Consider the following 26,269-nt stretch of genomic DNA (forward strand, 5'->3'; position numbering starts at 1 on the left):
TTAGCTGCGATCAGCTGAGCCTTGAATTCTAGCACGGTTTTTTAAGTTCCGTCAAACTTTTTGGAAGTTTTTGATTCACTCAGCATCTCTGCCAACCACCATCAACCACCCCCACACACCTTCAAGTTCAACCACCTCTCAGCAGTCAGCTCTTGTCAGCGCAGCCTTAGATTGTATACCGAGAAATCAGCGACTTTTCTAAAACCACCGAAGTTTTTGCAAACTTCCTTCTTCATCCACCCAGACATCCCTAACAAGGACCTCCGTGCAGCGAAGCCCTCGACTATAGCACCACTTTACAGGGGCTGCAGGGAAAACCCGAAGAATTTGCGCCTTTGCCCAGGCTCACAGAGCCATCCCAGGGGCTGCAGACCCCAGGGAGGAGGCCCTCTTATATATAGCTACGCCCCCGCTCCAGGGCGCGCCGAAAAATCCCCAGGCGTAAGCCCGTGGCGTTGCAGCTTGTCGTACACCGTCTTGCGGGGCATCTGCAGCATTTCGGCTGCGCGTGCCACATTGCCCTGGGTCAGGCGCAGCGTATCGCGCAGCAGCTTGCGCTCGAAGGCATCGACCCGCGCCGCGAGCGACGGGGCCGAGGCATCGCCCTCCCCCAGCGGCTCCATGGGCAGGCCCAGGCACAGGCGCTCCGCGGCGTTGCGCAGCTCGCGCACGTTGCCGGGCCAGTCGTGGGCCAGCCAGGCGGCCAGGTCGCGGTCGGTCCATGCGGGAGCCGGCCGACCGTGGCGCGCCGCGGCCTGGGCGATGAAGTGGGCCATGAGCACGGGGATGTCCTGCGGGCGATCGCGCAGCGGCGGCAGGGCGATGCTGGCCACATGCAGGCGGTAGTACAGATCGGCACGGAACTGGCCCTGTGCGGCCAGCGCCTTGAGGTCCACCTTGGACGCCGCCACCACGCGGCAGGTGATGGGCACGCTCAGATTGCTGCCCAGGCGCTCGAGCTCGCGCTCCTGCAGCACGCGCAGCAGGCGCATCTGCAGGGCCTGCGGCATGGACTCGATCTCGTCGAGCAGCAGCGTGCCCTGGTTGGCATGCTCGATCTTGCCGATGCGCCGGCGCGTGGCACCGGTGAAGGCGCCGGGCTCGTGGCCGAAGAGTTCGCTCTCGATGATGCTCTCGGGCAATGCGCCGCAGTTGATGGCCACGAAGGGACCGCTGCGCCCGCTGGCGGCATGCAGCGCGCGCGCCACCACTTCCTTGCCGGCACCGGTCTCGCCGTGCAGCAGCACATCCACGCTGAGCGGCGCCAGGGCCGCCACCAGCCGGCGCACCTCGGCCATGCCGGGCGATGGGCCGACCAGCGTGGCCAGTGCATCGCGGGGATTGCGCTCGCGCAACTGGCGCAACTCTTCGGCCAGGGCTCGGCGCTCCAGCGCGCGCCGCACGGTGGCCACCAGGTGCTCGGAGGAAAAAGGCTTTTCGATGAAGTCATAGGCGCCGTCGCGCATGGCGTCCACGGCCAGGGCCACGTCGCCATGGCCGGTGACCAGCACCACGGGCAGGTCGGTGTCTTGCGCGCGCAGGGTGCGCAGCAGGTCCATGCCGCTCATGCCCGGCATCTGGATGTCGGTGACGACCACGGCGGGCCGGTCCTGGCCGAAGGCGTCGAGCGCGGCCTGCGCGTTGGCGAAGGCGCGCACCCCGATGTCGGCCAGCGACAGGGCCTGCGCGTAAGCGCGGCGCACCATGGCGTCGTCTTCGACGAGGTAGACGCACGGGCTGGCGTCTGGGGAGGGGGTCATGGAATGTCCTGTATCGCGGGGGTGGCGGCCACGCCAGGCACGCCTGGCAGGCCCACGGTGAATTCGGCGCCGCCTTGCGGCAGGTTGGCGGCGACCAGGGTGCCGCCCATGCCTTCGACGATGATGCGCGAAACGGCCAGCCCCAGGCCCAGCCCTTCGCCGGCCTTGGTGGTGTAGAACGGCTCGAACAGATGGGTCTGCACCTCGGGTGCCATGCCGCGGCCGGTATCGGCCACGCGCAGCTGCACGCGCCCATCGGCCTGCACCTCGGCGGCAAAGCGCACCTCGCGCACGGCCTGGTGCTGCACGGCGTCGAGCCCGTTGCGCAGCAGGTTCACCAGCACCTGCTCGAGCCGCGTGGCATCGGCCAGCACGCACAGCGCCTCGTCGAAGGCATCGACCGCGATCTGCGCATCCACCGCCTGGCAACGCGGGGCCAGCAGCAGCAGGGCATGGTCCAGGGCCTCGCGCACGCTGCAGGGGTGCAGGGCCGGCGGCTCCTTGCGCGCAAAGCTCTTGAGCTGGCGCACGATGCGGCCCATGCGCTCGGCCAGCTGGCCGATGAGGCGCAGGTTCTCGGCCACGTCGTCCCCGCGCTGGCGCTGGTGCAGGGCGATGGCGTTGTCCGACAGGGTCTGCAGGGCGGCCAGGGGCTGGTTGAGCTCGTGGCTCATGCCGGCCGCCATCTGGCCCAGCACGGCCAGCTTGCCGGCCTGCACCGCCGTGTCGCGCGTGCCGCGCACGATCTGTTCGGCCTGTTGCAGGTCGCGCACGCGGTCTTCCAGGGCGGTGTTCGCGGCAGTGATCTCGCGTGTGCGCTGGGCGATCTGCTCCTCCAGCATGCCATGCGCTTCGCGCAGGCGCTCGGCGTTGGCGGCGCGCTCGGCGCGGCCCTGCCGGTCGAGCCGGCGCAGCAGGGCCAGCCCGAGCACCAGGGCCGCGCACAGGCCGCCGGCCAGGCCGGCGACCAGCGCCTCCTGCCGGGCCGGGCGCTGGTCGGCCAGCAGCAGCATCTGCCAACCCAAGGGGCCCACGCTGCGCGCCGCCACGCTGAAATCGCGCTGCGGGCCCGCCTGCTGCAGGCGCAGGGTGTCGCCATCGACGGGGCGGGCGCCGCGGCCTTGCAAGGGGAGCAGCGGGTGGTTGCCATACTGTTGCACGCCCTGCAGGCGGGTGCGCACCTGCGCCGGGATCGGGGCCAGCGTGCGGTAGCGCCAGGCGGGCTCGGTGCTCACGAAGACCACGCCCTCCGCATCCGCCAGCAGCACGGTGTCGCCACCCTCGGCCAGCGCCGCCTCGAAGGCATCGAGCGAGATCTTGACCGCCACCACACCAGGCGCCGGCGCCTCGGGCGGCAGCGCCGAGGCCATGAAATAGCCCGCGCGGCCGGTCGTCACGCCCACGCCGAAGAAGCGGCCGACCTGCCCCTGCATGGCCGCCTCGAAATACGGGCGAAAGCGGTAGTTCTCGCCGACGAAGCTGCTCGGCAGGTTCCAGTTGCTGGCCGCCAGGGTGAGGCCTTCGGTGTTCATCACATAGGCCGTGTCCACCCCGGCAAGCGCCACGGCCGAGGCCAGGTAGGCGTTGGCGGCCTGCAGGTTCTGCGCCGTGGGTTGCTGCAGGGCCAGGTTGGTGCGGCTGTTGAGCGCCAGCAGCGCAGGCAGCGCCTCGTTGCGCTGCAACAGCGACTCCAGGCTCTGGGCCGCAAATGCCAGGCGCTGGCTGGCAGCGCGCTGCTGCGCGGCCAGTTGCGCATCGAGCGACCAGCGGTAGGCCAGCGCGCCTGCGAACACGCAGGCCAGCAGTGCGATGCCGGAGCTCAGGAGGGAACGGGTGGGTTTCAAGCGAGGGGCAAAAAAGATTCAACAGCGCAGCCACCATCCCGGGCGGCCAGGGCGCATTGTGCGCGGCCGCTGGCCCGCCGGCAGCGGGGCTATTTCGCTTGACAGGGCCTGCTGTCTGGAAATCCGCACAAAACGCTGATTCGCGTGTGGAAATCCGCCGCTTTTTCGGCACATCGGCGATGGCTGGCGCAGCCCCGACGCCGCCGCAAACCCAAGCCTGGCGCGGCCTGGGTGGCCGCAAGCACCTGGGTCGCGGCGCCTGGCACACAAGCTGCAAAACGCCAGGGCGGGCGGCACAGCCAACGCCGCCCGGCCTTTTCAACACCACAACCCGTCCGGAGACACCCTATGACGACATCCCCCTCCTTCAAGCTCGGCAGCGCCGTGGCCATTGCCGCCAGCCTGCTGGCCGGCGCCGCGCCCGCGCTGGCCCAGGACTACCCGAACAAGCCCGTGCGCCTGATCGTGCCCTTCGCCCCCGGCGGCACCACCGACATCGTGGCGCGTGTGGTCAGCCAGTCGCTGGGCACGGCACTGGGCCAGCCCGTGGTGGTGGACAACAAGGCCGGTGCCGGCGGCGTGGTGGGCGCGACCGAGATCGCGCGCTCCCCGGCCGACGGCTACACCCTGGGCGTGGCCACCGTGTCCAGCGTGGCTTCGGCCCCGGCCATCAACCCGGCGGTCAAGTACAACCCGCTCACGGACTTCACCTCCATCGTCAACATGGCCGCCACGCCGAATGTGCTGGCCGTGCACCCGAGCTTCGTGGCCAAGGACTTCAAGGCCTTCATGGCCGAAGTGAAGGCGCATCCCAACAAGTACTCGTTCGCCACCTCGGGCACGGGCGGCATCGGGCACCTGCAGATGGAGCTGTTCAAGTCGCTCTCGGGCCTGGAGCTCGAGCACATCGGCTACAAGGGTGCGGGCCCGGCCCTGAACGACGCGGTGGCCGGACAGGTGCCGATGATCTTCGACAACCTGCCCTCCGCCCTGCCCTTCATCAAGGAAAAGCGCCTGGTCGCGATTGCCGTGGCCGCGCCGCAGCGCCTGCCCTCGCTGCCCGACGTGCCGACCTTCAAGGAAGTGGGCTTCGAGCCCGTGAACCGCATGGCCTTCTACGGCATCCACGGCCCCAAGAACCTGCCGCCGGCGGTGGTGGAGCGCATCTCGCAGGCCGTGCGCAAGACGCTGGAAGACCCGGCCGTGAAGAAGCGCATCGAGGAAACCGGTTCGCTGGTGGTGGGCAACACCCCGCAGGAATTCACGGCCCAGACCAAGGCCGAGTTCGAGCTCTACAAGGGCGTGGTCGCCAAGCAGAAACTCAAGCTGGATTGACAGAGCGGCCTGCGGGGCGGCAGCCGCCCTGCATCGCCCGAAAAAACCGCCCGCGCCACACAGGCCCCGGGCGGTTTTTCACAGGAGGAAGCTCAGCGCGGGCCGGCAGGCGCCGGTGCCGAACGCACCCAGGCCACCAGGGGGGCCAGCAGGCGCGGCTTCCAGGACAGGGTGAAGGCAATGGTCAGCGCCGAGCCGGCCAGCACCATGAACCACACCAGCGAAGCCATGGAGCCGTGGTCCACGGACAGGCACACGGCCAGAGAGGCCGCCACCACGGCGGCGCCCAGCCAGCGCAGCAGCACCACCGTGCCACGGCCCGCAGGCACGGGGCCGCGCACCTGCTCCCAGTGCACGTCCATCGACAGCGCCAGCCAGGCCAGACCAGTCACGTTGGCCAGCAGGGCCACGAGATAGAGCAGCGCATCAGGCATTGGCGACCTCCGGCGACGAGCCCCCCGCGGCCGCAACCGTGGCGCCCATCTCGCGGCGCCGCAGCCTGCGGGCTGCAACCACCGCGAGCGCGGCGGCCGTCAGCAACGACAGGTCCACCCCCGCCACGGGCCAGTAGCCATTGCCGATGGTGCGCAGCAGGTGGTCGCCGGTGGTCACCCAGTTGAGCAGCACGGCCGCCACAGCCAGTGCAGCCACAGCCCAGCACTGCTCGGCCCAGGCCGGGGACATGCGCCCCTCAGCCATGGGCGCGGTGCGCCAGAGGGCGTGCGCGCAGGCCAGCACCCAGGCGCCCCAGAAGATGGTCTGCTCGACACTGCCGCGCGCCGGCAGGTCGGTGGGCAGCAGGCGGTTGCCGATCAGCATCGTGAAGGCCGCAATGAGCATGCCGGTGACGGTGGTGACGGCAAAGGCATCCACCCAGCGCGCCCCGCTCACGCCCTGCTTGGCATGCTGGCGCTTGCGCTTTTCCACGAAGAAGATGAAGCCCGTGGCAATGCACACGCAGCCCGAGAGCCCGCCCAGCACGTAGAGCCAGCGCAGGAGCCAATGGCGGAAGTGCTGCAGGTGCAGGCCCGTGAGGAAGTTGTTGATGCCGGCCACCACGGTGACGGGCGGGTCCTCGCGGATCAGCTCGCCCGTCAAGCCCTTGAAGTGGATGCCCTCGCCCGTAAGTGTCACGCGGTCGGTGCCGGCTCGGTACACGCTGACATAGGCGTTCGCATCGCCCACGTGCTGCACGGACAGAAAGCCCACGTCGCCCGCCATGCCCTTGGCGGCCCAGCGGCGCTGGGCCTCGGCCACCATGGCGTCCACCGACGCGAGGGTGGCGGGCACGCCGGCCTTCTCGTGCGGCAGGCCGGTTTCCTTGGCTTCGTGCTTTTCATGCAGCTCGTGCAGCGGGTCGAGCTGGGTGTGGGTGACGGGGAAATAGATGCCCCCGAAAATGACCAGCCCCGACAGCGCGAAGATGAAGTGGAATGGCAGCGCCACCACGCCCGTGAGGTTGTGCAGGTCGAGGGCGCTGCGCTGGGTGTGCTTCTTCGGGCGGAAGGTGAACAGCTCGCGGAAGATCTTGCGGTGCATGACCACGCCGCTGACCAGGGCCACCATCATGATGAGGGCGGCAAAACCGACGATCCAGTAGCCCAGGTTCTTCCACTCCAGGTGCAGGCTGTAGTGCAGCGGGTAGAAGAACTGGCTGCCGATCTTCAGGTGGTCGTCGGGCAGCGCCGCACCCGTGCGCGGGTCGATGGTGCGGATGCCGAAGACCTCATCGTCCTTGTTCTTGGCATTGGGCAGCTCGTGGCCCGAGAAGATGCCCAGCACCGGGTCGCGGTGGGTGGTGTAGGCGCCCCAGCGCTTGACCGGGAAGGTCTCGGCCATGGCGCCGTTGACACGGCTGCGCGCCTGCTCGATGGCCTCGGGCGTGGGCTTCATGTCCTGGAACACGGGCAGCAGGATCTTGTCGAACGAGGGCATGGGCTGCGGCGCAAAGCGCGTGCCGGGGATGGCCCAGCGGTCGATCTCGCGGTCGAACACCGACAGCGAACCGAAGAAGAACACCACCATGAGCACGAAGCCCATCACCAGGCCGAACCAGGTGTGCAGCCAGGCCATGGTCAGCCGGAAATTGGGGAACATCGAAAAATCTCCTGGCGCGCGATCCCTCTCTTCGGAACCGCGCCGCAAAAAAGGATCAGAGCAGGGCTCTCTGGACCAGGGACGCAGCCCCCGCCATCAGGGCACCGCCACCGGCCAGCACCAGCCACACGCGCAACAGGCTGGCGGAGCAAAAGGCCCACAGAAAAGCCACCAGCAGCACCACGAAGCCCAGGATGTAGCTCAGCGCCTCGGCGTCATGGAACGGCATGCCCGCCGCGAACATCGTGCCCACCACCAGCGCGATGAAGCCCCAGGTGAACGCGTAGCTGCCCAAGGTGCCCGCAGCGATGCGCGAGACGAGGTGCAGACGGGAAGCGGTGCTGGTGGCCATGGGGTGCTGGAGGGCGAATCAAGGAATGCGAGTGACTCGCGATTATGCAGTGCACCCCCGGGTAACCCCTTGGTGCGTAGGGGCTGCCGCGCTTCTTGCCGCGTCATGTCCGTAACACCCTGGCACTAACATTTCGTCACACATACACCAATACGCGGCACAATGGTCGCAACGCAGCACCTGTGGCCTTGCCTCTGAAGGCCACCCCGCTTCCATGCACAGCATTTCCTCAGAGAACGTCGTCGACCTGCTGCTCGACGCCGTCTGCATCGTGGACCCCGACAGCCGCGTGCTGTTCGTGAGTCCGGCATTCGAACGCATCTTCGGTTACCGGCCCGACGAAGTCGTAGGCCTGCGCATGCTGGACCTGGTGCACCCCGAGGACCGGGGCACCACCGAACGCCAGGCCCAGTCCATCATGCAGGGTGAACTGCAGTTGCATTTCGAGAACCGCTATGTGCGCAAGAACGGCGGCATCGCGCACATCCGCTGGACCGCGCGCTGGCTCGAGGAGCGGCAGGTGCGCCTGGCCGTGGCCCACGACATCACCGAGCGCAAGAACATCGAGGTGATGCACGCAGCCATCTACGCCATCTCGGAGGCGGCCCACACCGCCAAGGACCTGATCGCGCTGTTTGAGCACATCCACCAGGTCATCGGGCAACTGCTGGCAGCCGTGAACTTCTCGGTGGTGCTGTACGACGCGAACCAGGACCTGCTGAGCTACCCCTACCATGTCAACGAGCGCCACCCCACCCCCGGCACGCTGGCGCTGGCGGGCGATGCCCTGTGCGCCGAGGTCATCCGCAGCGGGCAGTCGCTGCTGCTCACCCCCGCCACCCGCGCCGCGCTGCCTGCCCACCTGCAGCCCGCCGCTGGCGAAGGGGCGCCCCTGTACTGGCTGGGCGCACCGCTGCACACGCACAAGGGTGCCATCGGCGCGCTGGTTCTGCAGAGCTACACCGAGCACGCACCCTACACCGAGAAGGACAAGGAGCTGCTGCAGTTCGTCTCCACCCAGGTCGCGGCGGCCATCGAACGCAAGCAGATGCACGAACGGCTGGCGCACATGGCGCAGTACGACCAGCTCACGCACCTGCCCAACCGCCAGCTGTTTCTGGACCGGCTCAAGACCGCCCTGGCGCGCGCGCGGCGCGACCAGAGCCTGCTGTCGCTGATGTTCATCGACCTGGACCGCTTCAAGGAGGTGAACGACACCCTGGGCCACGCCATGGGCGACCTGCTGCTGCAGCGCGTGGCGCAGCGCCTGCTCGAATGCGTGCGCGGCTCGGACACCGTGGCGCGCATCGGCGGCGACGAGTTCGTGGTGCTGCTCGAAGGCGGTCACGCGCGCGAGCACGCCCACGCCGTGGCCGAGAAGATCCTGGCGGCGTTCGGCCCCCCTTTCGACCTGGAGGGCCGGGCGGCGCACATACAGCCCAGCATCGGCGTCGCCATCTACCCCGACCATGGCCGCGAGGAGCACCACCTGCTGGTGCATGCGGACGAGGCCATGTATGTCTCCAAGAAGAACGGCGGCAACCAGGTGCACACGGCGCCGCCCCCGCAGTCGCCATCTCCAGCCCCCGCGGCCAACCAGTTCGCCTGATACGGCTGGGCCAGAATGCGGGTATGCCGCACCCACCCGAAGCACCAGCCCATGAGGACACCCCCACCCGCCGGCCCCGCCGTGGGCGGCTGCTGCGCGCGCTGCTCACCCTGGCCTGGGTGGTGCCAGCGGGGCCGGTGCTCACGCTGCTGCTGTTTCCCTGGTGGTCCTGGCTCGAAGCCACGACCGGCTGGGAATCCGTGGGCCACTCCGGGCCTGCGGACTGGTGCTACGTGGCGGTGTGGTGCGCGCTGTTGGCCCTGGCCGTGCTGGTGCCCAGGCTGGCCCGGCGATTCACACGCGCTTGACGACCTTCCCACCATGAACACATCTGCAGCAGCCCACACAGACGACGCACCGATCGAGGTGGTCGACTACCAGCCTGCCTGGCCGGCCCTGTTCGAGGCCGAGCGCCAACGGCTGCAGGAGGTGCTGGCGCCCTGGCTGGCAGGGCCGGTGGAGCATATCGGCAGCACCGCCGTGCCGGGCCTGCCCGCCAAGCCCATCATCGACATCATGGCGCCGGTGCACTCGCTGGCAGGGTCGACCGAGGCCATCGCCGCACTCGGCACGCTGGACTATCTGCACCACCCCTACAAGCCGCAGCAGATGCACTGGTTCTGCAAGCCCAGCCCGGCCCATCGCACCCACCACCTGCACCTGGTGCCCATGGGCAGCGCCCTGTGGCAGCAACGCCTGGCATTCAGGGATGCGCTGCGCGGCAGTGCCGGGCTGACCGCACGCTATGCGGCACTCAAGCGCCAGTTGGCGCTGCAGTACCGGCACGACCGCGAGGGCTACACCGAGGCCAAGGGGCCGTTCATCGCCGAGGTACTGGCCCTGCCCGGCCCAGGAAAGCCTGCGTAATCCCCTCGCCGCAAGCGGCCTCCGCGGGGGCCGAGGGCCACACACCGCACAATCGGCGCACTACAACCATCCCACGAGGGCGCCCTGCCCCGCCTGCCATGCTCTACGCCGCACTCAAGTTCGTCCACGTCCTGTCCCTCATCGTCTGGATCGGCGGCATGGTCTTCGCCCATTTCTTCCTGCGCCCCGCCACCCTCTCGCTGGAGCCGCCGCAGCGCGTTCAGCTGATGCACGACGTGCTGCAGCGCTTCTTCGCCGCCGTGTCGGTGGCCGTGGTGCTGGTGCTGGGCTCGGGCCTGTGGATGATCGGCAACGTGGCCCGGGCCGCAGCCCAGTCGGGCGGGCGCTTTGCCATGCCGCTGTCGTGGACGATCATGGCCACCATCGGCCTGGTGATGATGGCCATCTTCGGCCATGTCCGCTTTGCGCTGTTCAAGCGGCTGCGCGTGGCCGTGGCGACCGCGGACTGGGCGGCGGGCGGCAAGGCGCTGGCCTCCATCCGCACCCTGGTGGGCGTGAACCTGGCTCTGGGAGTGCTCACCGTGGCGCTCGTGTTCCTGCTGTAATCCGTATCCATGCACCTCACCCGGACCCTGCTGCTGCGCGTCTCCCTTGCGTTCATCGCGGGCGGCCTGCTGGCGGCCGGTGCCGTGTGGTGGGCCGCACGCGAGCGGGTGGCCCTGCTGCAAAGCGAGGTGCGCGCGCAAAGCCAGGAGCTGTTGGGCTATACGCGCTACACCAGCTACCTCACGGTGGGCAAGCAGTCGCTGGCCGAGCAGATGAAGCTGCTCTCGGCCACCGTGGTGCGCGAGGAAGGCAGCACGCAGATCATCGAGAAGTCGCTGCTGGGCCTGGCCTCCACGGGCGTGGTGGCGGTGACATACACGGCCGAGTACGCCTTCGGCTTCGACCTCGGGCCCGACCAGTACGACCTCAAGGCCACGGACAAGGGCATCGAGGTGCACGTGAACCCACCCCGGCTGGTGGCCACGCCGGCCGTCACCAACCTGCGCCACCGCGTGGTCTCGGGCGGCCTGCTCACCGACGAAAAGGCGGCCATCATCCGCTTGCAGGAAGAAGCCGCCAAGCGCGCCCGGCAACAGGGCCAGGCCATGGCCTCCGAGCCGGCGGTGGTAGCGCTGTGCGAGAAGAGCCTCACGGCGTTTCTCTACGCCTTTCTTGAAAAGCAGCCCGGCGTGAAAAGCGTGCCGCGCATCACGGTGGTCTACCGCCAGCCGCCCAAGGCGGCCTCCACCGCACAGTAGGCAGTAGGCGCAGCTCAGGGAACGAGCAGGTGCATCGAGTGCGCGGCCTGCAGCACCAGCAGCGCCGACAGCAGCGCGGGCGGCATCACCATCAGGCCAATCTTGAGGAACTGCCAGGCCCCCACGTGCAGGCCCTCGCGCCGCAGCGCGGCCAGCCACAGGATGGTGGCCAGCGAGCCCGTGACCGAGAGGTTCGGCCCCAGGTCGATGCCGATCAGCGCGGCCGCGCGCACAGTGCCTGACGCGGAAGCCGCGTCGAGCGAGGCCCCCGCCAGCAGGCCCGCAGGCAGGTTGTTGACCAGGTTGGTCGCCACGCCCAGCAGCGCGCCCAGCACCGTGCCCGCCCCTTGCGGCCAGGCAGCGGCGGCGTTGCGCAATGCCCCCGCCATCAGGCCCACCACGCCTGTGTGCTCCAGCGCCTGCACGAAGACGAACAGCCCTGCCACCAGCGGCAGCACGTCCCACGAGACGGAGCGCAGCGCCTGCCAGGGCGCACGCCCGCAGGCAAAGGCCAGCAGCGCCAGCGTACCCAGCGCGGCACCCAGCGTGGGCCAGCCCAGCGGGATGCGCAGCCAGGCACAGCCCACCAGCACCAGCACCGACACGGCCAGCCCGCCGGCCGCCACGCGACCGCCCAGGCCCAGCGGGTGTTCGGGCACCGTGGTGGCGATGGTCTCGGGGATGCTGCTTCTCAAAACCCAGCGCAGGGCCACATAGGTCACGCCGATGGAGGCCAGCGAGGGCAGCGCAAACAACGCCAGCCAGTGCGCCAGCGACGGCATGCCGCTGCCCCAGAGCACCAGGTTGGCGGGGTTGGAGATGGGCAGCACGAAACTCGCCGCATTGGCGATGAAGGCGCAGATGAACAGGTAGGGCAAGGGCGAGGCGCCCACGGCGCGCGCCACCGCGAACACCGCCGGGGTCAGCACCACGGCGGTGGCATCGTTGGACAGGAACACCGTGACCAGTGTGCCCACGGCATACACCCAGACGAACAGGCGCCGCCCCGAGCCCCGGGCCTGCTGGGCCGCGAGCGTGGCGAGCCAGTCGAAGACGCCTTCGCGCCGCGCCAGTTCGGACAGCAGCATCATGCCGGCCAGGAACAGGTAGACGTCGTGCCCGCGCATCACGCCCTCCCAGGCCAGGGCCGGGCTGAGCAGGCCGCACGCCAGCAGGATCAGCGCGCCGGCCACGGCCCAGACGGCCTCGGGCAGCCGGAAGGGCCGCACGATCACGGCAGCCGTGGCCACGCCGATGATGGCCCAGGTCCAGGGAGCGGCGGCCATCATGCGGCGGCCCCTTGGCGGCAGGCGGCGTGGCCAGGGAGATGGCACAAAGGCACGGCAGTGGCGGGACAGGGTTGCATGGGGGCGGATTCTATGCACTGCCTGCCCATGGCAGCCTGCCGCAATGCCCTTGCCGGTGCGCCGGGTCACAAGGCCCCTTACCATGTGGTCAAAAGAACGCGCCTGCGATGCGTTCCATAGGAGCCCTCCCATTGTTCGGATTTTTTGAGAAACGCGTAGCGCCCTACCCTGTCGAAGAACCCCATCTGCCGCCGAAGGACTTCATGGCCTTCGTGTGGGACGGCACGCGCGGCCTGCGCGGCTACGTGGTGGCCATGGCCGCGCTGTCGGCAGCCATCGCCATCTATGAAGCCCTGCTGTTCGCCGTGCTCGGCCACGTGGTGGACTGGCTCTCGAGCGTGCCGCCCGCGGCCCTGTGGGCCACACGCAAGACCGAGATCGTTGGCATCACGGTGCTGCTGCTCGCCTCCATCGCGCTGGTGGCCGTGCAGACCAGCGTCAAGCACCAGGTGCTGGCCATCAACTTCCCGCTGCGCCTGCGCTGGAACTTCCACCGGCTGATGCTGGGCCAGAGCATGGCCTTCTATGCCGATGAATTTGCGGGCCGCATCACCACCAAGATCATGCAGACCGCGCTGGCGGTGCGCGACATGATCTTCACAACCACCGACGTGGTGATCGGCATGGGCGTGTACCTGGTGACCATCCTGGCGCTGCTGGCGGGGTTCGATGCGCGACTGCTGGCGCCCTTCGTACTCTGGATGGTGGCCTACGGCCTGGCCTGCTGGTACTTCGTGCCGCGCCTGGGCAAGGTGGGCAAGGCGCAGGCCGATGCACGCTCGGCCATGACCGGGCGCATCACCGATGCCTACACCAACATCGCCACGGTGAAGCTGTTCTCGCACACCCGGCGCGAGTCGGAGTTCGCGCGCGCCGCGATGGACGCCTTCAAGCTCACCGGCTATGCGCAGATGCGCCTGGTGAGCCAGTTCGAGATCGTCAACCACATCCTGGTGGTGGGCATGATCCTGGGCGCCTGCGGCACTGCCCTGTGGCTGTGGTCGCTGGGCCAGGTGGGCGCCGGTGCCGTGGCCGCCGTGACGGCGATGACCTTGCGCGTCTCGGGCCATGCCCACTGGGTGATGTGGGAGATGACCACGCTGTTCGAGAGCGTGGGCACCATCCAGGACGGCATCAACACCCTGACGCGCCCGCGCGCCGTGGTGGACGCGCCCGACGCCAGGCCGCTGCAGGTGACCCAGGGAGAGGTGAAATTCGAGAGCGCGACCTTTGCCTATGGCAACGGCCGGCCGGTCATCGACGACCTGAACCTGACCATCCGCCCCGGTGAGAAGATCGGCCTGATCGGCCGCTCCGGGGCCGGCAAGTCCACGCTGGTGAACCTGCTGCTGCGCTTTCACGACGTGCGCTCGGGCCGGGTGCTGATCGACGGGCAGGACATCGCCCATGTCACGCAGGACAGCCTGCGCCGCTCCATCGGCATGGTCACGCAGGACACCTCGCTGCTGCACCGCTCGATGCGCGACAACATCCTCTACGGCCGCCCCGATGCCAGCGAAGAGGACCTGCAGGCCGCCGCCCAGCGGGCCGAGGCTGCCGAATTCATCGCCACGCTGAGCGACCTGCAGGGCCGCACGGGCTATGAGGCGCATGTGGGCGAGCGCGGCGTGAAGCTCTCGGGCGGGCAGCGCCAGCGCGTAGCCATCGCGCGCGTGATGCTCAAGGACGCGCCCATCCTGCTGCTCGACGAGGCCACCAGCGCCCTCGACTCCGAGGTGGAGGCCGCCATCCAGCAAAGCCTGGACGGCCTGATGCAAGGCAAGACCGTGATCGCGATCGCCCACCGCCTGTCCACCATCGCGGCCATGGACCGGCTGATCGTGCTGGATGCCGGGCGCATCGTCGAAGAAGGCACGCACGCGCAGCTGCTGGCGCAGGGCGGTGTGTATGCCCGGCTGTGGGGCCACCAGAGCGGCGGCTTCCTCGGTGAGACCGATGAGGAAGACCAGAGCGCGCTGATGCCTGGGTGACAGGCCAGGGCCTTCGCGACCCCGAAATTGGTGTTGACAGGCCCTAACGTGTCGCGCAGGCGGCTGCCTGCCCAGGCCGTGCGCCCTAACGTGCAGGGCACCGCGGCCATACCGGCTGCCCCTCATCGGAGAACCCCTGCATGATCAAGATCACGGCCCTGTACCGCTGGCACGAAGGCGCCCGCTTCGACCACGACTACTACCACGGCGAGCACATGCGCATTGCGCGCGAGGCCCTGGGCCCGCTGGGCCTGGTGCGACTGGAGAGCGACCGCGTCATGTACCCGGGCCCGCCGCGCCCGGGCCAGGTGGTGGCGCTGACCAATGCCTTCTTCGAGACGGCGGAACAGGCCCAGGGGGCGGCGCAAAAGACCGCGCCCGTGCTCACGGCGGACGTGCCCAACTACACCGACATCAAGCCCGAGTCGTACATGGCGCAGATGAAGGCGCACCCGTTGGGGGCCTGAGCCTACATGCCGCGCCGCTCCTTGGCGCGGTAGACCTCGATCGCGCCGACGGACCCCGCCTGGTTGCCCCAGCTGTTGCGCACGAAGGTGGCAACGGCGGCCACATCCTCGTCGCTCAGCACATGGCGAAACGGGGGCATGCCATGGGGGCGCGGGTTGCCGGCCGTGGCCGGCAGGTAGCCGCCCTGCAGCACCACGCGCACCAGGTTGGTGGTGTCGGCCAGCAGCACGGCGCGGTTGCCTGCCAGCGCCGGGAAGGCACCGGGCCCGCCCTGCCCCTGGCCCTGCTCGCCATGGCACTGCGCGCACTGCTGCTCGTAGACCTTGGCGCCGCGCGCCATGGCCGATGCGGCGGGTGGCGCAGCGGGAGGTGGTGACACGGTGTGCTGCTGCAGGTCCTGGAGGTAGACCGCCATGGCGCGGGCATCGGCATCGGTCAGGTACTGGGTGCTGCGGAACACCACCTCGGCCATGGGGCCCATCACCGAGCCGTGGGGTGCCACACCGGTCTTGAGCAGGGCCACCACGTCCTGCACCGGCCATTCCTTCACGCCAGCCTCGGCCGCGGCATTGAGCGCCGGGGCATACCAGTTCTGCACGGGGATCAGGCCGCCGTTGAAGGCCATGGCTTCCGTCGTGGCGCCCAGGGCGTTGCGCGGGGTGTGGCAGGCCGTGCAATGGCCCAGGCCGTTGACCAGGTAGGCACCGCGGTTGTACTCGGCCGTCTGCGTGGGTGCGACCAGCGCCGTACCCGGTGCGAAGAACAGCGCCCTCCACACGGCCAGCGCCGCCTGCGTGCTGTACGGAAAGCGCAGCGCGTGCGGCCGGTTGGCCTCGCCCACGGAGGGCAGGCTTTGCAGGTAGGCGTAGATGGCGTCCGAATCCTCGCGCGTGACCTGGGTGTAGTTGGGATAGGGAAACGCCGGGTACAGCAGGCGCCCGTCGCGCGAGCGGCCATGGTGCATGGCGCGCCAGAACTCGGCAGACGACCACTGGCCGATGCCGTGCGCCTTGTCGGGCGTGAGGTTGGAGCTGTGCACCACGCCGAACGGCGTCTCGATGCCGCGCCCGCCGGCAAAGGCGGCCCCGCCCTGCGTGGTGTGGCAAGCCATGCAGTTGCCCACGCGCGCCAGGTACTCGCCGCGCACCACCTGTTCGGGGGTGGAGACAAAGGCCTCCGGGCTGGAGGGCAGCGGCTCCTCGCCGCGCAGGTTCAAGGTGATCACCGCAGCAGCGCCGATGCCCAAGGCCGCCAGGGTGGAAGAGATCGTCCAGAGGATGGTTCGTGCGTTCATGGCCATGCCCCCTTCAGCGCCCGGTCGCCTGGACGACAGGTACGCCATCCACCCCGCCACAGCGCATCGGCATGGCACCGGCCAGGCTGGCGGCCGGTTTGCCACCGCCGGGCACGGGCTGGGCGGCCAGCCAGGCCGAGACGGCGCTCACGTCGTCGGGCGTGAGCTGGCGCGCGATGTCGGCCATGCAGTCGGGTGCGTGGGCGCGGCGCTGGCCGGTCTTCCAGGCACCGAGCTGGCTGTTGAGGTAGTCACGCGGCAGGCCCAGCAGGCCGGGGATGAAGGGGTTGACCCCGGTCATGGCCGGGCCATGGCACTGCACGCAGGCGGGAATGCTGCGCGCCGCATCGCCTTGCTGCACCAGCAGGCGGCCGCGCTCCAATGCGGCAGGCGGGGCCTGGGGTGCCGGTGGCGGCGGGTACGGCAGCTCCAGCGCCGCGAAGTGCGCGGCCATCTCGCGCAGGTAGTCGTCGGTCAGGTGCTCGATGAGACTCGTCATCTGCGGGTAGCTGCGCCGCCCCTCGCGGAAGTTGAGCAGCTGGTTGGCCAGGTAGCCGGCCGGCTTGCCTGCGATGCGCGGGAAGTAGCCCTCCTGGGTGGCCCGGCCTTCCTTGCCATGGCAGGTGACGCAGGCCAGCACGCGCGGCGCCATGCCGCTGGCGACGGAAGTGGCGGCCACAGGGGCCGGTGGGGTCGCCGGTTGCGCAGCCGCACAGCCCAGACTGGCGACCATCCACATCGGGACTAGAACAGGACGCAGCAGGCTGCGCAAACGATCGATCATGGGGCGACGACTTCTTTTTAGGATTGCAACGGACTCTACGCCTGTCCTCAAAAACAGTACAGATTCAGTTTCAGGTTAAAAATACGGATCAGTTTGTACTAGATCAAAATCGTCTTTGTATGAAACGTTATGAGCGCCACGCCGATGCCATCGCCCAGCTGATCCACAGCGGTGCGCTGCGCCCCGGCGACCGCGTGCCCTCGGTGCGCGAGTCCAGCCGCACCCGGGGCATCAGCCCGTCCACGGTGTTCGAGGCGTATTACCTGCTGGAGGCACAGGGGCTGATCCATGCGCGCCCGCGCTCGGGCTACTACGTGAGCGCCCATCTGCCCATGGCGGCCGGGCAGACGCCTCCGGCGGAGCCCCTGCCCTCGCAGCCGGCGGCCGGGTCCACCGGCGTGGCCATCAGCGACCTGGTCTTCGAGGTGCTGGGCTCGGCCCGCGACCGCGACCTGGTGCCGCTGGGCTCGGCCTTTCCGGGGCTGGAGCTGTTCCCCTTCGAGCGGCTGGCACGCTGCCTGTCGGGCGGCATGCGCAAGCTCGACCCCTGGAGCATCGTGCAGAGTCTGCCGCCTGGCGACGAGCGCCTGCGCCAGCAGATCGCGCTGCGCTACGGCCTGCACGGCACCGCGGTGGACACCGGCGAGCTCATCGTCACGAATGGCGCCATGGAGGCGCTCAACCTGTGCCTGGAGGCCGTGACCCGGCCGGGCGACATCGTGGTGGTCGAATCCCCCACCTTTTACGCCGCGCTGCAGGCGCTGGAACGGCTGAACCTGCAGGCCGTGGAGGTGGCGACCCACCCGCGCGAGGGCATCGACCTGGCCGCACTGGCCGAGGCCCTGGCGCGCCACCCGGTCAAGGCCTGCTGGCTGATGCCGAGCTTTCAAAACCCGCTGGGCAGCCTGATGCCCGAAGAGAACAAACGCGCCCTGGTGGCCCTGCTCGCGCGCCACCAGGTGCCGCTGATCGAGGACGACGTGTATGGCGAGCTGCACTTCGCCCCCGACCGCCCGCCCCCGGCCAAGGCCTTTGACACCGAGGGCCTGGTGATGCACTGCAGCTCGTTCAGCAAGTGCCTGGCGCCCGGCTACCGCGTGGGCTGGGTGGCAGCGGGCCGCTTTGCCGCCGGTGTGCAGCGCCTCAAGCTCATGACCACGCTGGCGGCGGCCGTGCCATCGCAGCAGGCGCTCTCCGAGTACCTGGCCCAAGGGGGCTACGACCGGCACCTGCGCCAGCTGCGGCGCAGCCTGGCGCGGCAGCAGGAGCGCGCGCTGGCCGGCATTGCGCGGCATTTTCCGGCCGGCACGCGGGTGTCACGGCCCGAGGGCGGCTACTTCCTGTGGGTGGAGCTGCCGCCCACGGTCGATGCCCTCACCCTGCACCGCCAGGCCCTGGCCCAGGGCATCAGCCTGGCACCGGGGCAGATTTTCTCGGCCGACCAGCGGTTTGCGCACTGCGTGCGCATCAACTACGGGCACCCGGCGCAGGAGCGTTTCGAAGAGGCGCTGGCCACCGTAGGGCAGCTTGCGGGGCAATTGGCGCAGGGTTGAGTTGTCCGCAGCGCTTTTTGGGGTGCAATGCAGCACACCCCGGTGTATCCAATGGAAAAACTTGTACGACAAGTGCTTGCATTTTGCTGACAAACCGCCGCCCGGCGTTGGATACGCCCAACTTCGGGTTCGCCCCTCTTCTGGCATGGCTATTGCACGGCATACTGACCGCCGTCCGGCTTGCGGGCCCCGCCAGGGCCGGCCGCACAGCAGCCATCCAAATCCGCCCACCATGCCACCACCCCAGCGTGCTCCGATCCTGACCGTGGAAGACGAAGACGACTGGATCGTCTCGTTTGCGTTCGGCCCCCAGGGCACCGACCGCCTGACGCTCAAGCGCACGCCCCGGCTGGAGTTCATGCTCCGGCCCGAGCAGCGCGGCGTGTTCGTCGGCGTTGGCATGGGCGGACGCCCTGCCCCGCTGGTCGCCGTGCAATGGGGCAGCAAGAGTGTGGACGTGGTGTCCACCGAACGCCGCTACAGCCTCGACATCAGCAAGGTGGACGGCAACCTGCTTGCCGCCGCGCTGCAGGTGCTGGGGAAGATGAACTTCGACCAGAGGTTTCAGCTGGCGGGGGTTTGAGGCAGCCAAGCGTGCGCGGCACTCAACGTGTCATTTTGAAATAGGCGGTGGTGACCGCGACTTGGTCTTCATCAAGCACGTTCTCCGCGCCGGAAAAGTCCATCCGGTCGTTGATGGGCCAGATGACTCCTGCCGCTGCGAGATTGGCCGCTAGGCTGATATCGCGCAAACTGCCAAAACGGGCATCGCTGCGGCCATCGATCTGCTGATCCAGAGCACCCGCCAGTGAATAAGTGACGTTGCGGATCACCATCACATTGCGCGGCAGCGCTACATAGGCCCCCACCGCCGCCCCAGGCTCCGACCACTGAACGCTCTGGAAGCAGACCTGCACCTCTTGCGGGTTGCCATTGCTGTCGAGGTAGACATAGCGGTCCTGCTGGCCTTCGGTACGCCCGGTGGGCACGCGAATGCCGGCGGCCAGGAAGGCGTTGATCATGGTGGCACCACACAGTGCCTGCTGCGCAGGAACCAAGGTACCGTTGACCTGGCCCGTAGGTGCCAAGGCGTTGTCACCGGGCGGCCGCCCCACGCCGTTGAAATACGCTTCGTACGCGAGCTGCCAGCCCTGAATGAAGTCGGTGGACAGCCGCTGGTTGGCGGCCGAGCGCTGCAGATCGCGGCCCACAGCCACGGCGCCGATCAGGAGGCCGATCACGACCAGGACGACGCTCAGCTCCAACAGCGAAAAGCCACGCTGGCGGCGCCGGGCCTTGTCGCGGGAATGTGGGTGATTGGATGAGGTCATGGTGCGTAACTCGGTAGTCAGTAGGTCATCAATGGCCAATGGCATCGGCCTTCAGCGCATTCAGGTTGACGTCGATGGACAGGTCGGTGATCGCCGTGGTGTGTGCTGCAAAATCGCTGAACACCTTCTCGGCCTCGGCCAGGGACAAGGCGGCATCGACCTGGGCGGCGATCGCGGCGACATCGCTGGCCACGGCCAGACCAATGCCCACGGCTGCCAGCGCGATCTGGAACGAGCGCGCTCCAACGCTCGCCGTGGTGTCGGCGACGGCAGACAACATTTCCTTGGCAGCGTCCAGGGTGCCCGCAGCGGCAGACAGAAGACCCGCAGCGGCCATGGCCACGTCGGCCCTGGCCAGCACGACAGCGATGTAGAGCTGGTCACGGTAATCGTACAAGGCGCGTTCGAGCACGAAGGCGCCCGTGGCTACGTTGAAGTGCGCATGCGACACCGCCGACAGCGAGGCACCGCAATGCAGTTCATCGAACAGCTCCGTAGGGCTGGCTGCGATCACGATGTCATCGTGCAGGTTGGTCACGGCGTTGCCCGGCGCCTCGAAGGTCGGGTCCGCGTTGGTCGCGGTGTCATTCGCCCCGTCAAACGCCTGACCGTTCCCGTTGGCATCCAACATGCCAGGGGCAGCGATCACGAAGGCCGCGGGGCGCCTTTGCGCGCCCACCTGGGTGGCCAGGAAACCGGCTGGCGCCACCACCGGCGTACTGGCCGTGTTCAGCGCCAGGCAGATATCGATCAGATTGACCGCCCCCGCACCGTCCGCCCCCGCCAGAGGGCACGGTTGGGTGGGCGGGCCTACCGCGCCCGGAGGCACGTTCGACGCCCTGCAATCAGGGTTCAGAGGCCCCGTGGGTCCGTCCACGTAGGTCTTGCCAAGCAGGCTGGTCAGGCTGGTCGTGACCTCCGGTACCGGAGGCGCATTGGGGTTGGGCGCCTCGGTATGGTTTTGCGGCTTGGGGTTGGGCGTGCGCACGCGCAGCGTGTTCATGCGGTCGCGCGGCGCGGCCAGGTCACGGTCTGCAAGAGCATTCGCCGTGGCTGCACCCGACGGCTGGCGGTACACGCCATAGCGCAGCATGCCCGCCTCCGGCCTTGGAAGGCCCAGCGTACGCCAGGGCAGAAAACCCACCTGGCCGCCACCCACGCAGTTCTCCACCCCCTGGAGGTTGTTGGCAGGGCACGGCAGGCGGTAGTTGGCATGCAGGAAGCCCACCAGCGCGTCACGCGACTGTTGCTGCACATCCATCTGCACTGAAGTCACCCGGTGCCGCTCGGACAGCTGCCAGAAGATGATGGCCGCCGGCAGGATCAGGCCCAGCGCCAGCAAGACCACCGAAAGCTCCACCAGGGTGAAACCCATCATGCGGTGTTTCATGGATTGAGCCCCTTCGCGTCCAGCAGCGTGGCGGAATTCAGCGCCTGGGTGAACGTGTCATACACATGTGCCAGATAAGCCCTTGAAGCCAGCTCCTTGGCGATGGAGTCCTGCTCCGCCTGGATGGCTTCCGTCAGATCCGTAGCCGCCAGACCGACCTCCACCGCAGCAGACGCGGCGTTGGCAATGGACAGTGCGACACCGGCGATGGTGAGCGCTTCGGTATTGGCCGCCGACGCGACAGCCAGCGCCGCGCTGCCCGCGGCCAGTGCCACATTCATGGCGGCCAGGATGACACCGGTCTCGGCGCTTTCCTTGGCCGCCTTGGCCTGGGCGATGTCAAAAACCCGCAGTGCCCAGTACCGCTGCACCACGCGGGCATTGTCGTACGCCGTGTAGGCCCCCTGCGCGGCGGCCTGCATGGCGCTCAGGCGGGCTACGCACCCGATGCGCGCAGACAGGTCGCTGGGCCCGACGCCCACGGCAAGGTCGTCGAAGGTATTGGTCTGGGCCCGCCCCGGAAAGTCGAAGGTCACCCCGGTGTTGTTGCCCTCGAAGACACCGTTCATGCCCGGATGCGCAATGATGAAAGCCAGCGAGATGGAGGTAGCGTCTACCGGGTTCGTGGCCCTCAGTACCCCAGCGGGTGGTGCTGCATCGGCCGCATAGCGGCGCAGCACACGGCACCAGTCGAGGCCATTGGTCGCCCCGTTTTGCAAGACCGCTGCGGGAATTGCGCCCGAGGTACCGCGCAGTCGGCCGAGCGCAGCATCCATCTCCGTGTTCTGCGGTACGGCCAGAATACCTTGCGTGTAGTCGAAGCCCAGCGTGGGCGAGACCGTGTTGGCAGGCGCGACTGCCAGGTTGTACGCACCGGCTTGATTGACACCATAGCGAAGCTGGCTGAACCGGCTGCTCAACCCCAGGTCACGCCACGGTAGCAGAACCGCGGCGGCATTGCCGCAGGCCTCGGCGCCGCCGGTGGTGGCTGCCGCACAGGGCAGCCGGCCCCGGGCCAGCACGAAGCCTTCCACCGCACCCTGGGCCTCGGCCAACTGACCCATGACGGCGGGGCGCTGCAGGGGTTCGCGCGTGGAGGCCACCCAGCGCCATGCGATGACGCCCAGAAGGCCGACGATGGCCAGGGACACTGCCAGTTCGACCAGCGAAAAACCCGCCTGGCGCAGGCGCCCGGGGCATTGCATGCTCTCGCTCATCGCGTGCCTCCCTTGCGATCCACCTGCTCAAGGATGGCTGCGGCCTGGTCGGGTGTCATGGGCTCCACCGATGGCCCGGTGATGTTGCAGGGCGCGTTGCCCGTGCCTGTCGGCAATTTTGCGACCATGTTGTTGGCATCCGCCAATCGCTGCAAGACAGCATCGCGCTTGCGGTTGAGCACGTCGAGTTCCTTCTGGAGCTTAACCGGCTTGAGCATCTTGGCATCCGTGCTGGGGCTGACCGTAGCCCCCGCGCCGAACAGGTCCGTCATGGCGTTGTTGAACGCAGTGGAAATATTGTTGCCGGCAGGATCCCCCACCAGGCACCCTGTCGTGCACCGTGAGCCAACCACGGCATTGCTGGCATCGAGAAGGTTGTACCGTGCCGCGCCAGTGACCAGCGTCGCATAGGCAGCCGCATACTCCGTCTTTTCCGTGTTGAACGTTGTATTGGCAGTGTTGCGAATGCCTGTCGCGGTGTTCAGCGCCGTCTGGGCCTTGAGTTGTTCGGCGACGGCTTTGTCGCGCACGGCAGTCAGGTTGGTGGTGTTCTGGGCCAGAGCGAGTTCAGCGGCTTTTCCGGAGCGCTTGTCCCTCAGGTCTTTCAGGGCCTTCACGACCAGCGGGTCCACGCTCGTCGGGTCAAGGGCTGCAATCTGCACATCCAGCGCCAAGATATCGGCGTTCAGTTGGGCAATGGTTGCTGCGTTGTTGGCCAGCGCGTTGTTGTACTTGGCGACTTCGGCATTCCAGTGGTTCACCAGGAGGGTCGCCTGGTCCATACTGGACTGCGCCAGTTCATAGGCATACGAGGCATTGCCCCACTCTTCCGTGGCCGCGAACAATGCGTTGATGTACCCGTCCAGCGTCGGAGTCCTTTGCCCTGCGTGGATTACGGTAAAGAGGGTGGCTTTGGCAATGTCCCTGTTGACTATGGCCGTAGCCAGCTCGTTTTGCTTGGCCACAATTTCTGCATCGACAGTCGCCAGCGCGGCTTGCGCAGCAGCCACTTCCGCGACTGCACGGTCCCTGGCCTCTTTCTGGCGATCATAGAAAGCCTGGTCCATCACGGGGCACAGTTGGGCCTGCGGCACCCCGCCGTCGGCAAGCCTCAGCGCCTGCCCGGCAATACCTGCGGCGACCGCATTGGCAGCAACGGCCAGCCCGTTGGCAGCGATGACCCCGGCCGTCAACGCAGCTGACGCTGTGTGCATCCCGGCGGCCGCACACAGGTTGACGGCAAGACCCAGAGAAGCGACGCACCCGACCCACTCCGCAGCCGCGTTGCCGGCATCGGATATGCCTTCGGCAATGGCCAGCGTGATCTCCAGACCGGTCATGACGGCAGCCAGGGTGGAGAAGATCAGCGCGCGCGTGGCAGACTCGATATTGTCGGCGCGCATTTCCCACACCGCTACGGACACATCATGCCCCAGGGCCACTGTGTTGATGGAGTCGATCAGCGGGTTGCAGTGAAAGGCGCTCTGCAGGCTGGCGTAGGAGCGCTCCAGCACTAGGTCGTTGTACGTGGCAAGCAGGGGCCGACGGCCCGGGTCTTCCATGAGGTTGAGATCGGCACCGGCGTTGGCGCCATCGAACAGGTTGCCGTCTCCATTGGCATCGCCATTGCCGGGATGGGCGATGGCGTAGGCGGTGGTACGCAGCGGCGACGCATTGAGCCGGGCCATGGTGGCGGTCAGGGTCGTCGTCCGCCCCACTTCCAGGCGCTGGCACAGATCGGTCAGGGTCAGGATGTCGGCAGGGTACGCGCCCGCGCCTGTTTCACGCATGTTGAAGAATGTCCAGGGCGCCGCATCGGGGTACTCCAGGGGCCTCCAAGAGTCAGTGAGCAGCGTCAGATCGTAGTCGCCCCCCTGGCGCTGCACCATGTAGCGCAGTTGGCCCACGTCAACGCCTGCATCGACACCCGCCAGGGCGAGGGTGACCGTTGGCAGCCAGCCGCTCTGGTTGCCTGCCCCGCAATCCGCCACGCCATCGCGGTCGATGTCGGGGCATGGCAACCTTCCGGTCACCGTGGCATAGGTAACGATGGCCTTGTCGGCCTGCGACAGTGCCTGGCGCTCCTGGCGGGAGGTGTCCACAGCAGTGCGCTCACGCCATTGCATGTAGCCAATGGCCGACAAGCCCGCCATCACCGAAATCAGCAGCAGCACCTGCACCAGACCGAAGCCACGCGAGCGCACGGGTGCTCGGCGTGGACGGTGGACTGTGGAATGGGTAGTCATGGAATCAATCAAGGCAAGTGCCACTCAGGGCAGGCTTCTGCGGAGCCAGCCGGCCAGTTGGCCGGGGGATTCGGCCACGACCACGTCGTCGGAGCCAAAGCGCAGGGGTGCCGAAGGGCTGGCGGCGCAGGCACTGCCGGGTGTGTGAGGGGCGTCGAAGCGATCGCCGTCGCCGCTCCTGTCCTGCAGCGGCACGATGACCCAGTAGGCGGCGGCCATGACCTGGTTGGCGGCGCAGTCGATGGCGCCGGCCACGCCGGCATCGCCCGTAAGGTATGTTCTGGCCGCTGAGAACGGCACTATGGCCGTGTTGGACGCATTGTTCAGGCCCGCAATGAGGTCAGTGACGTCACGGTAAGTCGGGACCGAACTGTTACCGGGCACTGCAGGATCCGGATCCCTCGTACGCTCCGTGACCACGGCAAGATCGGCATCCCTCCCAGGGTCGGCGAGGTTAGCAGCCCGGAACACTGAATAGCGAGCGAGAAACTTGTCCGTAGGCATCGGCAGGCCCAAACTCACGTAGGGGAACCAACCCACCTGGTTGCCGGCGGCACAGTTGCCGTTCGGCGGGTTCTCATATCCATCGGCCACCGCATCCGAGTCAGGACATGGCAGCCGGCCATGGCGCAGCGCAAAGGCCCGCACGATGGACTGAAGTTGCTCAGCCTCGGCCCGGCCGCGCTCGATCTCCTGCTGGGCAGTGACGGTTTCATAACCGCTGAAGGCAGCCCACGACATCAGGCCGGCCACCACCAGCGCAATGGCCATTTCCACCATGGAAAAACCGCCCTGCGCTGCGTGGTGCCACCGACTGGCGTGCCGACGGGATACCCGGGAGGTCATTGCGCCTTTCCTCCTGGCAAGGACGACGAGGCCGCAGCGGGCGCGGCTACGCCCGCTGGGACGTAACTCTGCAGGTTGCGCGCATCGGTGCTGACGCGCTCTCCGATGACCCGCAGTTCGGCCAGGATGGCTTCCTTTCGCGCCATGTCCTTGGGGGAGGTACCTTGGCCCATGCGTTGCAGCTCGGCGTTCAGGGCCTGCACCTTGGCGCTGCTGTCCAGCATGCTGCGCAGCGCCTGGAAATAACGCGGATCGAATCCCGGAGGAGACGCCGCCTCCAGCTCGTCCACCAAGGCCCTCATCTTTTCGGGTGATGCCTGCATCCCCTGCGCGCGCAGTGCATTGAATTCCGCGCGGACTTCGGCCAGACGCCGGCGACGCTCCTGGACCTGCGCCTGCGAAGCGGCGTTAGCCGGCTTGGGGACGGCAGGTGCCGAGGCGACTGGGGTGATTACCGCACGCGGGGCCACCACCACCGGGGGCTCCGTGTTTTCGGGCAAGCGTCCAGAGATCCACATGCCACCAGCCAAAACGGCCAGCAACAACAGGCCCAGGCCCGTGCCGATCAGTACTTCCTTGCGCATTCAGTGCCCTGCCCGGCATAACGGGCAGACCTCGTCAAAAGAACAGTTTCCAGAGCATCCCGGCGCAGT

General features: G+C 68.0%; 24 protein-coding genes. 10 read left to right on the top strand and 14 right to left on the bottom strand.

Annotated elements, in window-relative coordinates; all coding sequences use genetic code 11:
* Window positions 1–401 precede the first annotated feature (401 nt).
* Together AC07PF_RS12210 and AC07PF_RS12215 are read right to left on the bottom strand one after the other, a co-directional pair.
* A complete protein-coding gene (locus tag AC07PF_RS12210; RefSeq protein WP_494612025.1) occupies window positions 402–1,760 on the bottom strand; it encodes a sigma-54-dependent transcriptional regulator in 1,359 nt (452 codons plus the stop codon).
* A complete protein-coding gene (locus tag AC07PF_RS12215) occupies window positions 1,757–3,604 on the bottom strand; it encodes a sensor histidine kinase (protein WP_494612026.1) in 1,848 nt (615 codons plus the stop codon). The genes AC07PF_RS12210 and AC07PF_RS12215 overlap by 4 nt, the downstream gene beginning before the upstream one ends.
* A gap of 348 nt (window positions 3,605–3,952) precedes the next feature.
* On the opposite strand from AC07PF_RS12215, the gene AC07PF_RS12220 reads away from it, so the two are divergent.
* The gene (locus AC07PF_RS12220; protein WP_494612027.1) at window positions 3,953–4,939 is read left to right on the top strand and encodes a tripartite tricarboxylate transporter substrate binding protein BugE; all 987 of its coding nucleotides are present in this window, start codon (window positions 3,953–3,955) and stop codon (window positions 4,937–4,939) included.
* A 92-nt stretch (window positions 4,940–5,031) separates the two neighbouring features.
* Here AC07PF_RS12220 and AC07PF_RS12225 read toward each other — a convergent pair whose 3' ends face one another.
* The 3 genes from AC07PF_RS12225 to AC07PF_RS12235 are packed head-to-tail and all read right to left on the bottom strand — an operon-like array spanning window position 5,032 to window position 7,388.
* Window positions 5,032–5,373: a DUF3325 domain-containing protein gene (locus tag AC07PF_RS12225; RefSeq protein ID WP_494612028.1), complete on the bottom strand. Its 342-nt coding sequence runs from the start codon at window positions 5,371–5,373 to the stop codon at window positions 5,032–5,034.
* Entirely contained in the window at window positions 5,366–7,036 is a 1,671-nt protein-coding gene (locus AC07PF_RS12230) for a PepSY-associated TM helix domain-containing protein (protein ID WP_494612029.1), read from the bottom strand. Before AC07PF_RS12230 ends, AC07PF_RS12225 begins: the two co-directional genes overlap by 8 nt.
* Window positions 7,037–7,091: 55 nt before the next feature.
* Window positions 7,092–7,388 (bottom strand): iron uptake protein, encoded by a 297-nt coding sequence (locus AC07PF_RS12235; RefSeq protein ID WP_494612030.1) that lies wholly within the window; start codon window positions 7,386–7,388, stop codon window positions 7,092–7,094.
* A gap of 214 nt (window positions 7,389–7,602) precedes the next feature.
* Here AC07PF_RS12235 and AC07PF_RS12240 point away from each other — a divergent pair, with 214 nt between their 5' ends.
* The 5 genes from AC07PF_RS12240 to AC07PF_RS12260 all read left to right on the top strand — a co-directional run bounded on the left by AC07PF_RS12240 (window position 7,603) and on the right by AC07PF_RS12260 (window position 11,129).
* Window positions 7,603–8,997: a sensor domain-containing protein gene (locus AC07PF_RS12240; protein ID WP_494612031.1), complete on the top strand. Its 1,395-nt coding sequence runs from the start codon at window positions 7,603–7,605 to the stop codon at window positions 8,995–8,997.
* A 23-nt stretch (window positions 8,998–9,020) separates the two neighbouring features.
* Entirely contained in the window at window positions 9,021–9,305 is a 285-nt protein-coding gene (locus tag AC07PF_RS12245) for a hypothetical protein (protein WP_494612032.1), read from the top strand.
* Window positions 9,306–9,318: 13 nt separating this feature from the next.
* On the top strand, window positions 9,319–9,864 hold the full coding sequence (locus AC07PF_RS12250; protein WP_494612033.1) for a GrpB family protein: 546 nt from the start codon (window positions 9,319–9,321) through the stop codon (window positions 9,862–9,864).
* Window positions 9,865–9,962: 98 nt separating this feature from the next.
* Window positions 9,963–10,430 (top strand): CopD family protein, encoded by a 468-nt coding sequence (locus tag AC07PF_RS12255; protein WP_494612034.1) that lies wholly within the window; start codon window positions 9,963–9,965, stop codon window positions 10,428–10,430.
* 9 nt (window positions 10,431–10,439) lie between these two features.
* The gene (locus AC07PF_RS12260; protein WP_494612036.1) at window positions 10,440–11,129 is read left to right on the top strand and encodes a hypothetical protein; all 690 of its coding nucleotides are present in this window, start codon (window positions 10,440–10,442) and stop codon (window positions 11,127–11,129) included.
* Window positions 11,130–11,143: 14 nt separating this feature from the next.
* On the opposite strand, the gene AC07PF_RS12265 is transcribed toward AC07PF_RS12260, so the two are convergent.
* Window positions 11,144–12,418, bottom strand: coding sequence for an arsenic transporter (locus AC07PF_RS12265; protein WP_494612038.1), 1,275 nt, complete (start codon window positions 12,416–12,418; stop codon window positions 11,144–11,146).
* A 209-nt stretch (window positions 12,419–12,627) separates the two neighbouring features.
* Here AC07PF_RS12265 and AC07PF_RS12270 point away from each other — a divergent pair, with 209 nt between their 5' ends.
* The gene (locus tag AC07PF_RS12270; protein WP_494612039.1) at window positions 12,628–14,487 is read left to right on the top strand and encodes an ABC transporter ATP-binding protein; all 1,860 of its coding nucleotides are present in this window, start codon (window positions 12,628–12,630) and stop codon (window positions 14,485–14,487) included.
* Between the two features lie 140 nt (window positions 14,488–14,627).
* Window positions 14,628–14,954, top strand: coding sequence for an EthD family reductase (locus AC07PF_RS12275; RefSeq protein ID WP_494612040.1), 327 nt, complete (start codon window positions 14,628–14,630; stop codon window positions 14,952–14,954).
* Window positions 14,955–14,956: 2 nt separating this feature from the next.
* Here the strand turns inward: AC07PF_RS12275 and AC07PF_RS12280 are convergent, their stop codons facing one another.
* Together AC07PF_RS12280 and AC07PF_RS12285 are read right to left on the bottom strand one after the other, a co-directional pair.
* A complete protein-coding gene (locus AC07PF_RS12280; protein ID WP_494612041.1) occupies window positions 14,957–16,249 on the bottom strand; it encodes a c-type cytochrome in 1,293 nt (430 codons plus the stop codon).
* 13 nt (window positions 16,250–16,262) lie between these two features.
* Complete coding sequence (locus AC07PF_RS12285; protein ID WP_494612042.1) at window positions 16,263–17,033, bottom strand: c-type cytochrome; 771 nt, start codon at window positions 17,031–17,033, stop codon at window positions 16,263–16,265.
* Between the two features lie 119 nt (window positions 17,034–17,152).
* Here AC07PF_RS12285 and AC07PF_RS12290 point away from each other — a divergent pair, with 119 nt between their 5' ends.
* Together AC07PF_RS12290 and AC07PF_RS12295 are read left to right on the top strand one after the other, a co-directional pair.
* A complete protein-coding gene (locus AC07PF_RS12290) occupies window positions 17,153–18,586 on the top strand; it encodes an aminotransferase-like domain-containing protein (RefSeq protein ID WP_494612043.1) in 1,434 nt (477 codons plus the stop codon).
* Window positions 18,587–18,818: 232 nt separating this feature from the next.
* Complete coding sequence (locus tag AC07PF_RS12295) at window positions 18,819–19,169, top strand: hypothetical protein (protein WP_007849188.1); 351 nt, start codon at window positions 18,819–18,821, stop codon at window positions 19,167–19,169.
* Between the two features lie 22 nt (window positions 19,170–19,191).
* On the opposite strand, the gene AC07PF_RS12300 is transcribed toward AC07PF_RS12295, so the two are convergent.
* From AC07PF_RS12300 to AC07PF_RS12325, 6 genes are all read right to left on the bottom strand, one after another.
* Window positions 19,192–19,917: a prepilin-type N-terminal cleavage/methylation domain-containing protein gene (locus tag AC07PF_RS12300; RefSeq protein ID WP_494609513.1), complete on the bottom strand. Its 726-nt coding sequence runs from the start codon at window positions 19,915–19,917 to the stop codon at window positions 19,192–19,194.
* Window positions 19,918–19,945: 28 nt separating this feature from the next.
* A complete protein-coding gene (locus AC07PF_RS12305) occupies window positions 19,946–21,307 on the bottom strand; it encodes a type II secretion system protein (RefSeq protein WP_494612044.1) in 1,362 nt (453 codons plus the stop codon).
* Entirely contained in the window at window positions 21,304–22,524 is a 1,221-nt protein-coding gene (locus tag AC07PF_RS12310; RefSeq protein WP_494612045.1) for a type II secretion system protein, read from the bottom strand. Before AC07PF_RS12310 ends, AC07PF_RS12305 begins: the two co-directional genes overlap by 4 nt.
* Entirely contained in the window at window positions 22,521–24,770 is a 2,250-nt protein-coding gene (locus tag AC07PF_RS12315) for a hypothetical protein (protein WP_494612046.1), read from the bottom strand. The genes AC07PF_RS12310 and AC07PF_RS12315 overlap by 4 nt, the downstream gene beginning before the upstream one ends.
* 24 nt (window positions 24,771–24,794) lie before the next feature.
* Window positions 24,795–25,550: a PulJ/GspJ family protein gene (locus tag AC07PF_RS12320; RefSeq protein ID WP_494612047.1), complete on the bottom strand. Its 756-nt coding sequence runs from the start codon at window positions 25,548–25,550 to the stop codon at window positions 24,795–24,797.
* 62 nt (window positions 25,551–25,612) lie between these two features.
* On the bottom strand, window positions 25,613–26,200 hold the full coding sequence (locus tag AC07PF_RS12325; protein ID WP_494612048.1) for a hypothetical protein: 588 nt from the start codon (window positions 26,198–26,200) through the stop codon (window positions 25,613–25,615).
* Window positions 26,201–26,269: the final 69 nt, after the last annotated feature.

The organism is Acidovorax sp. GW821-FHT10A04 (genome assembly GCF_059415825.1).

Coding starts and splice junctions, on each gene's coding strand:
- AC07PF_RS12210 (WP_494612025.1), bottom strand. CDS start 1,760: ATGACCCCCTCCCCAGACGCCAGCCCGTGCGTCTACCTCGTCGAAGAC.
- AC07PF_RS12220 (WP_494612027.1), top strand. CDS start 3,953: ATGACGACATCCCCCTCCTTCAAGCTCGGCAGCGCCGTGGCCATTGCC.
- AC07PF_RS12225 (WP_494612028.1), bottom strand. CDS start 5,373: ATGCCTGATGCGCTGCTCTATCTCGTGGCCCTGCTGGCCAACGTGACT.
- AC07PF_RS12230 (WP_494612029.1), bottom strand. CDS start 7,036: ATGTTCCCCAATTTCCGGCTGACCATGGCCTGGCTGCACACCTGGTTC.
- AC07PF_RS12235 (WP_494612030.1), bottom strand. CDS start 7,388: ATGGCCACCAGCACCGCTTCCCGTCTGCACCTCGTCTCGCGCATCGCT.
- AC07PF_RS12240 (WP_494612031.1), top strand. CDS start 7,603: ATGCACAGCATTTCCTCAGAGAACGTCGTCGACCTGCTGCTCGACGCC.
- AC07PF_RS12245 (WP_494612032.1), top strand. CDS start 9,021: ATGCCGCACCCACCCGAAGCACCAGCCCATGAGGACACCCCCACCCGC.
- AC07PF_RS12250 (WP_494612033.1), top strand. CDS start 9,319: ATGAACACATCTGCAGCAGCCCACACAGACGACGCACCGATCGAGGTG.
- AC07PF_RS12255 (WP_494612034.1), top strand. CDS start 9,963: ATGCTCTACGCCGCACTCAAGTTCGTCCACGTCCTGTCCCTCATCGTC.
- AC07PF_RS12260 (WP_494612036.1), top strand. CDS start 10,440: ATGCACCTCACCCGGACCCTGCTGCTGCGCGTCTCCCTTGCGTTCATC.
- AC07PF_RS12265 (WP_494612038.1), bottom strand. CDS start 12,418: ATGATGGCCGCCGCTCCCTGGACCTGGGCCATCATCGGCGTGGCCACG.
- AC07PF_RS12275 (WP_494612040.1), top strand. CDS start 14,628: ATGATCAAGATCACGGCCCTGTACCGCTGGCACGAAGGCGCCCGCTTC.
- AC07PF_RS12280 (WP_494612041.1), bottom strand. CDS start 16,249: ATGAACGCACGAACCATCCTCTGGACGATCTCTTCCACCCTGGCGGCC.
- AC07PF_RS12285 (WP_494612042.1), bottom strand. CDS start 17,033: ATGATCGATCGTTTGCGCAGCCTGCTGCGTCCTGTTCTAGTCCCGATG.
- AC07PF_RS12290 (WP_494612043.1), top strand. CDS start 17,153: ATGAAACGTTATGAGCGCCACGCCGATGCCATCGCCCAGCTGATCCAC.
- AC07PF_RS12295 (WP_007849188.1), top strand. CDS start 18,819: ATGCCACCACCCCAGCGTGCTCCGATCCTGACCGTGGAAGACGAAGAC.
- AC07PF_RS12300 (WP_494609513.1), bottom strand. CDS start 19,917: ATGACCTCATCCAATCACCCACATTCCCGCGACAAGGCCCGGCGCCGC.
- AC07PF_RS12305 (WP_494612044.1), bottom strand. CDS start 21,307: ATGAAACACCGCATGATGGGTTTCACCCTGGTGGAGCTTTCGGTGGTC.
- AC07PF_RS12310 (WP_494612045.1), bottom strand. CDS start 22,524: ATGAGCGAGAGCATGCAATGCCCCGGGCGCCTGCGCCAGGCGGGTTTT.
- AC07PF_RS12315 (WP_494612046.1), bottom strand. CDS start 24,770: ATGACTACCCATTCCACAGTCCACCGTCCACGCCGAGCACCCGTGCGC.
- AC07PF_RS12320 (WP_494612047.1), bottom strand. CDS start 25,550: ATGGTGGAAATGGCCATTGCGCTGGTGGTGGCCGGCCTGATGTCGTGG.
- AC07PF_RS12325 (WP_494612048.1), bottom strand. CDS start 26,200: ATGCGCAAGGAAGTACTGATCGGCACGGGCCTGGGCCTGTTGTTGCTG.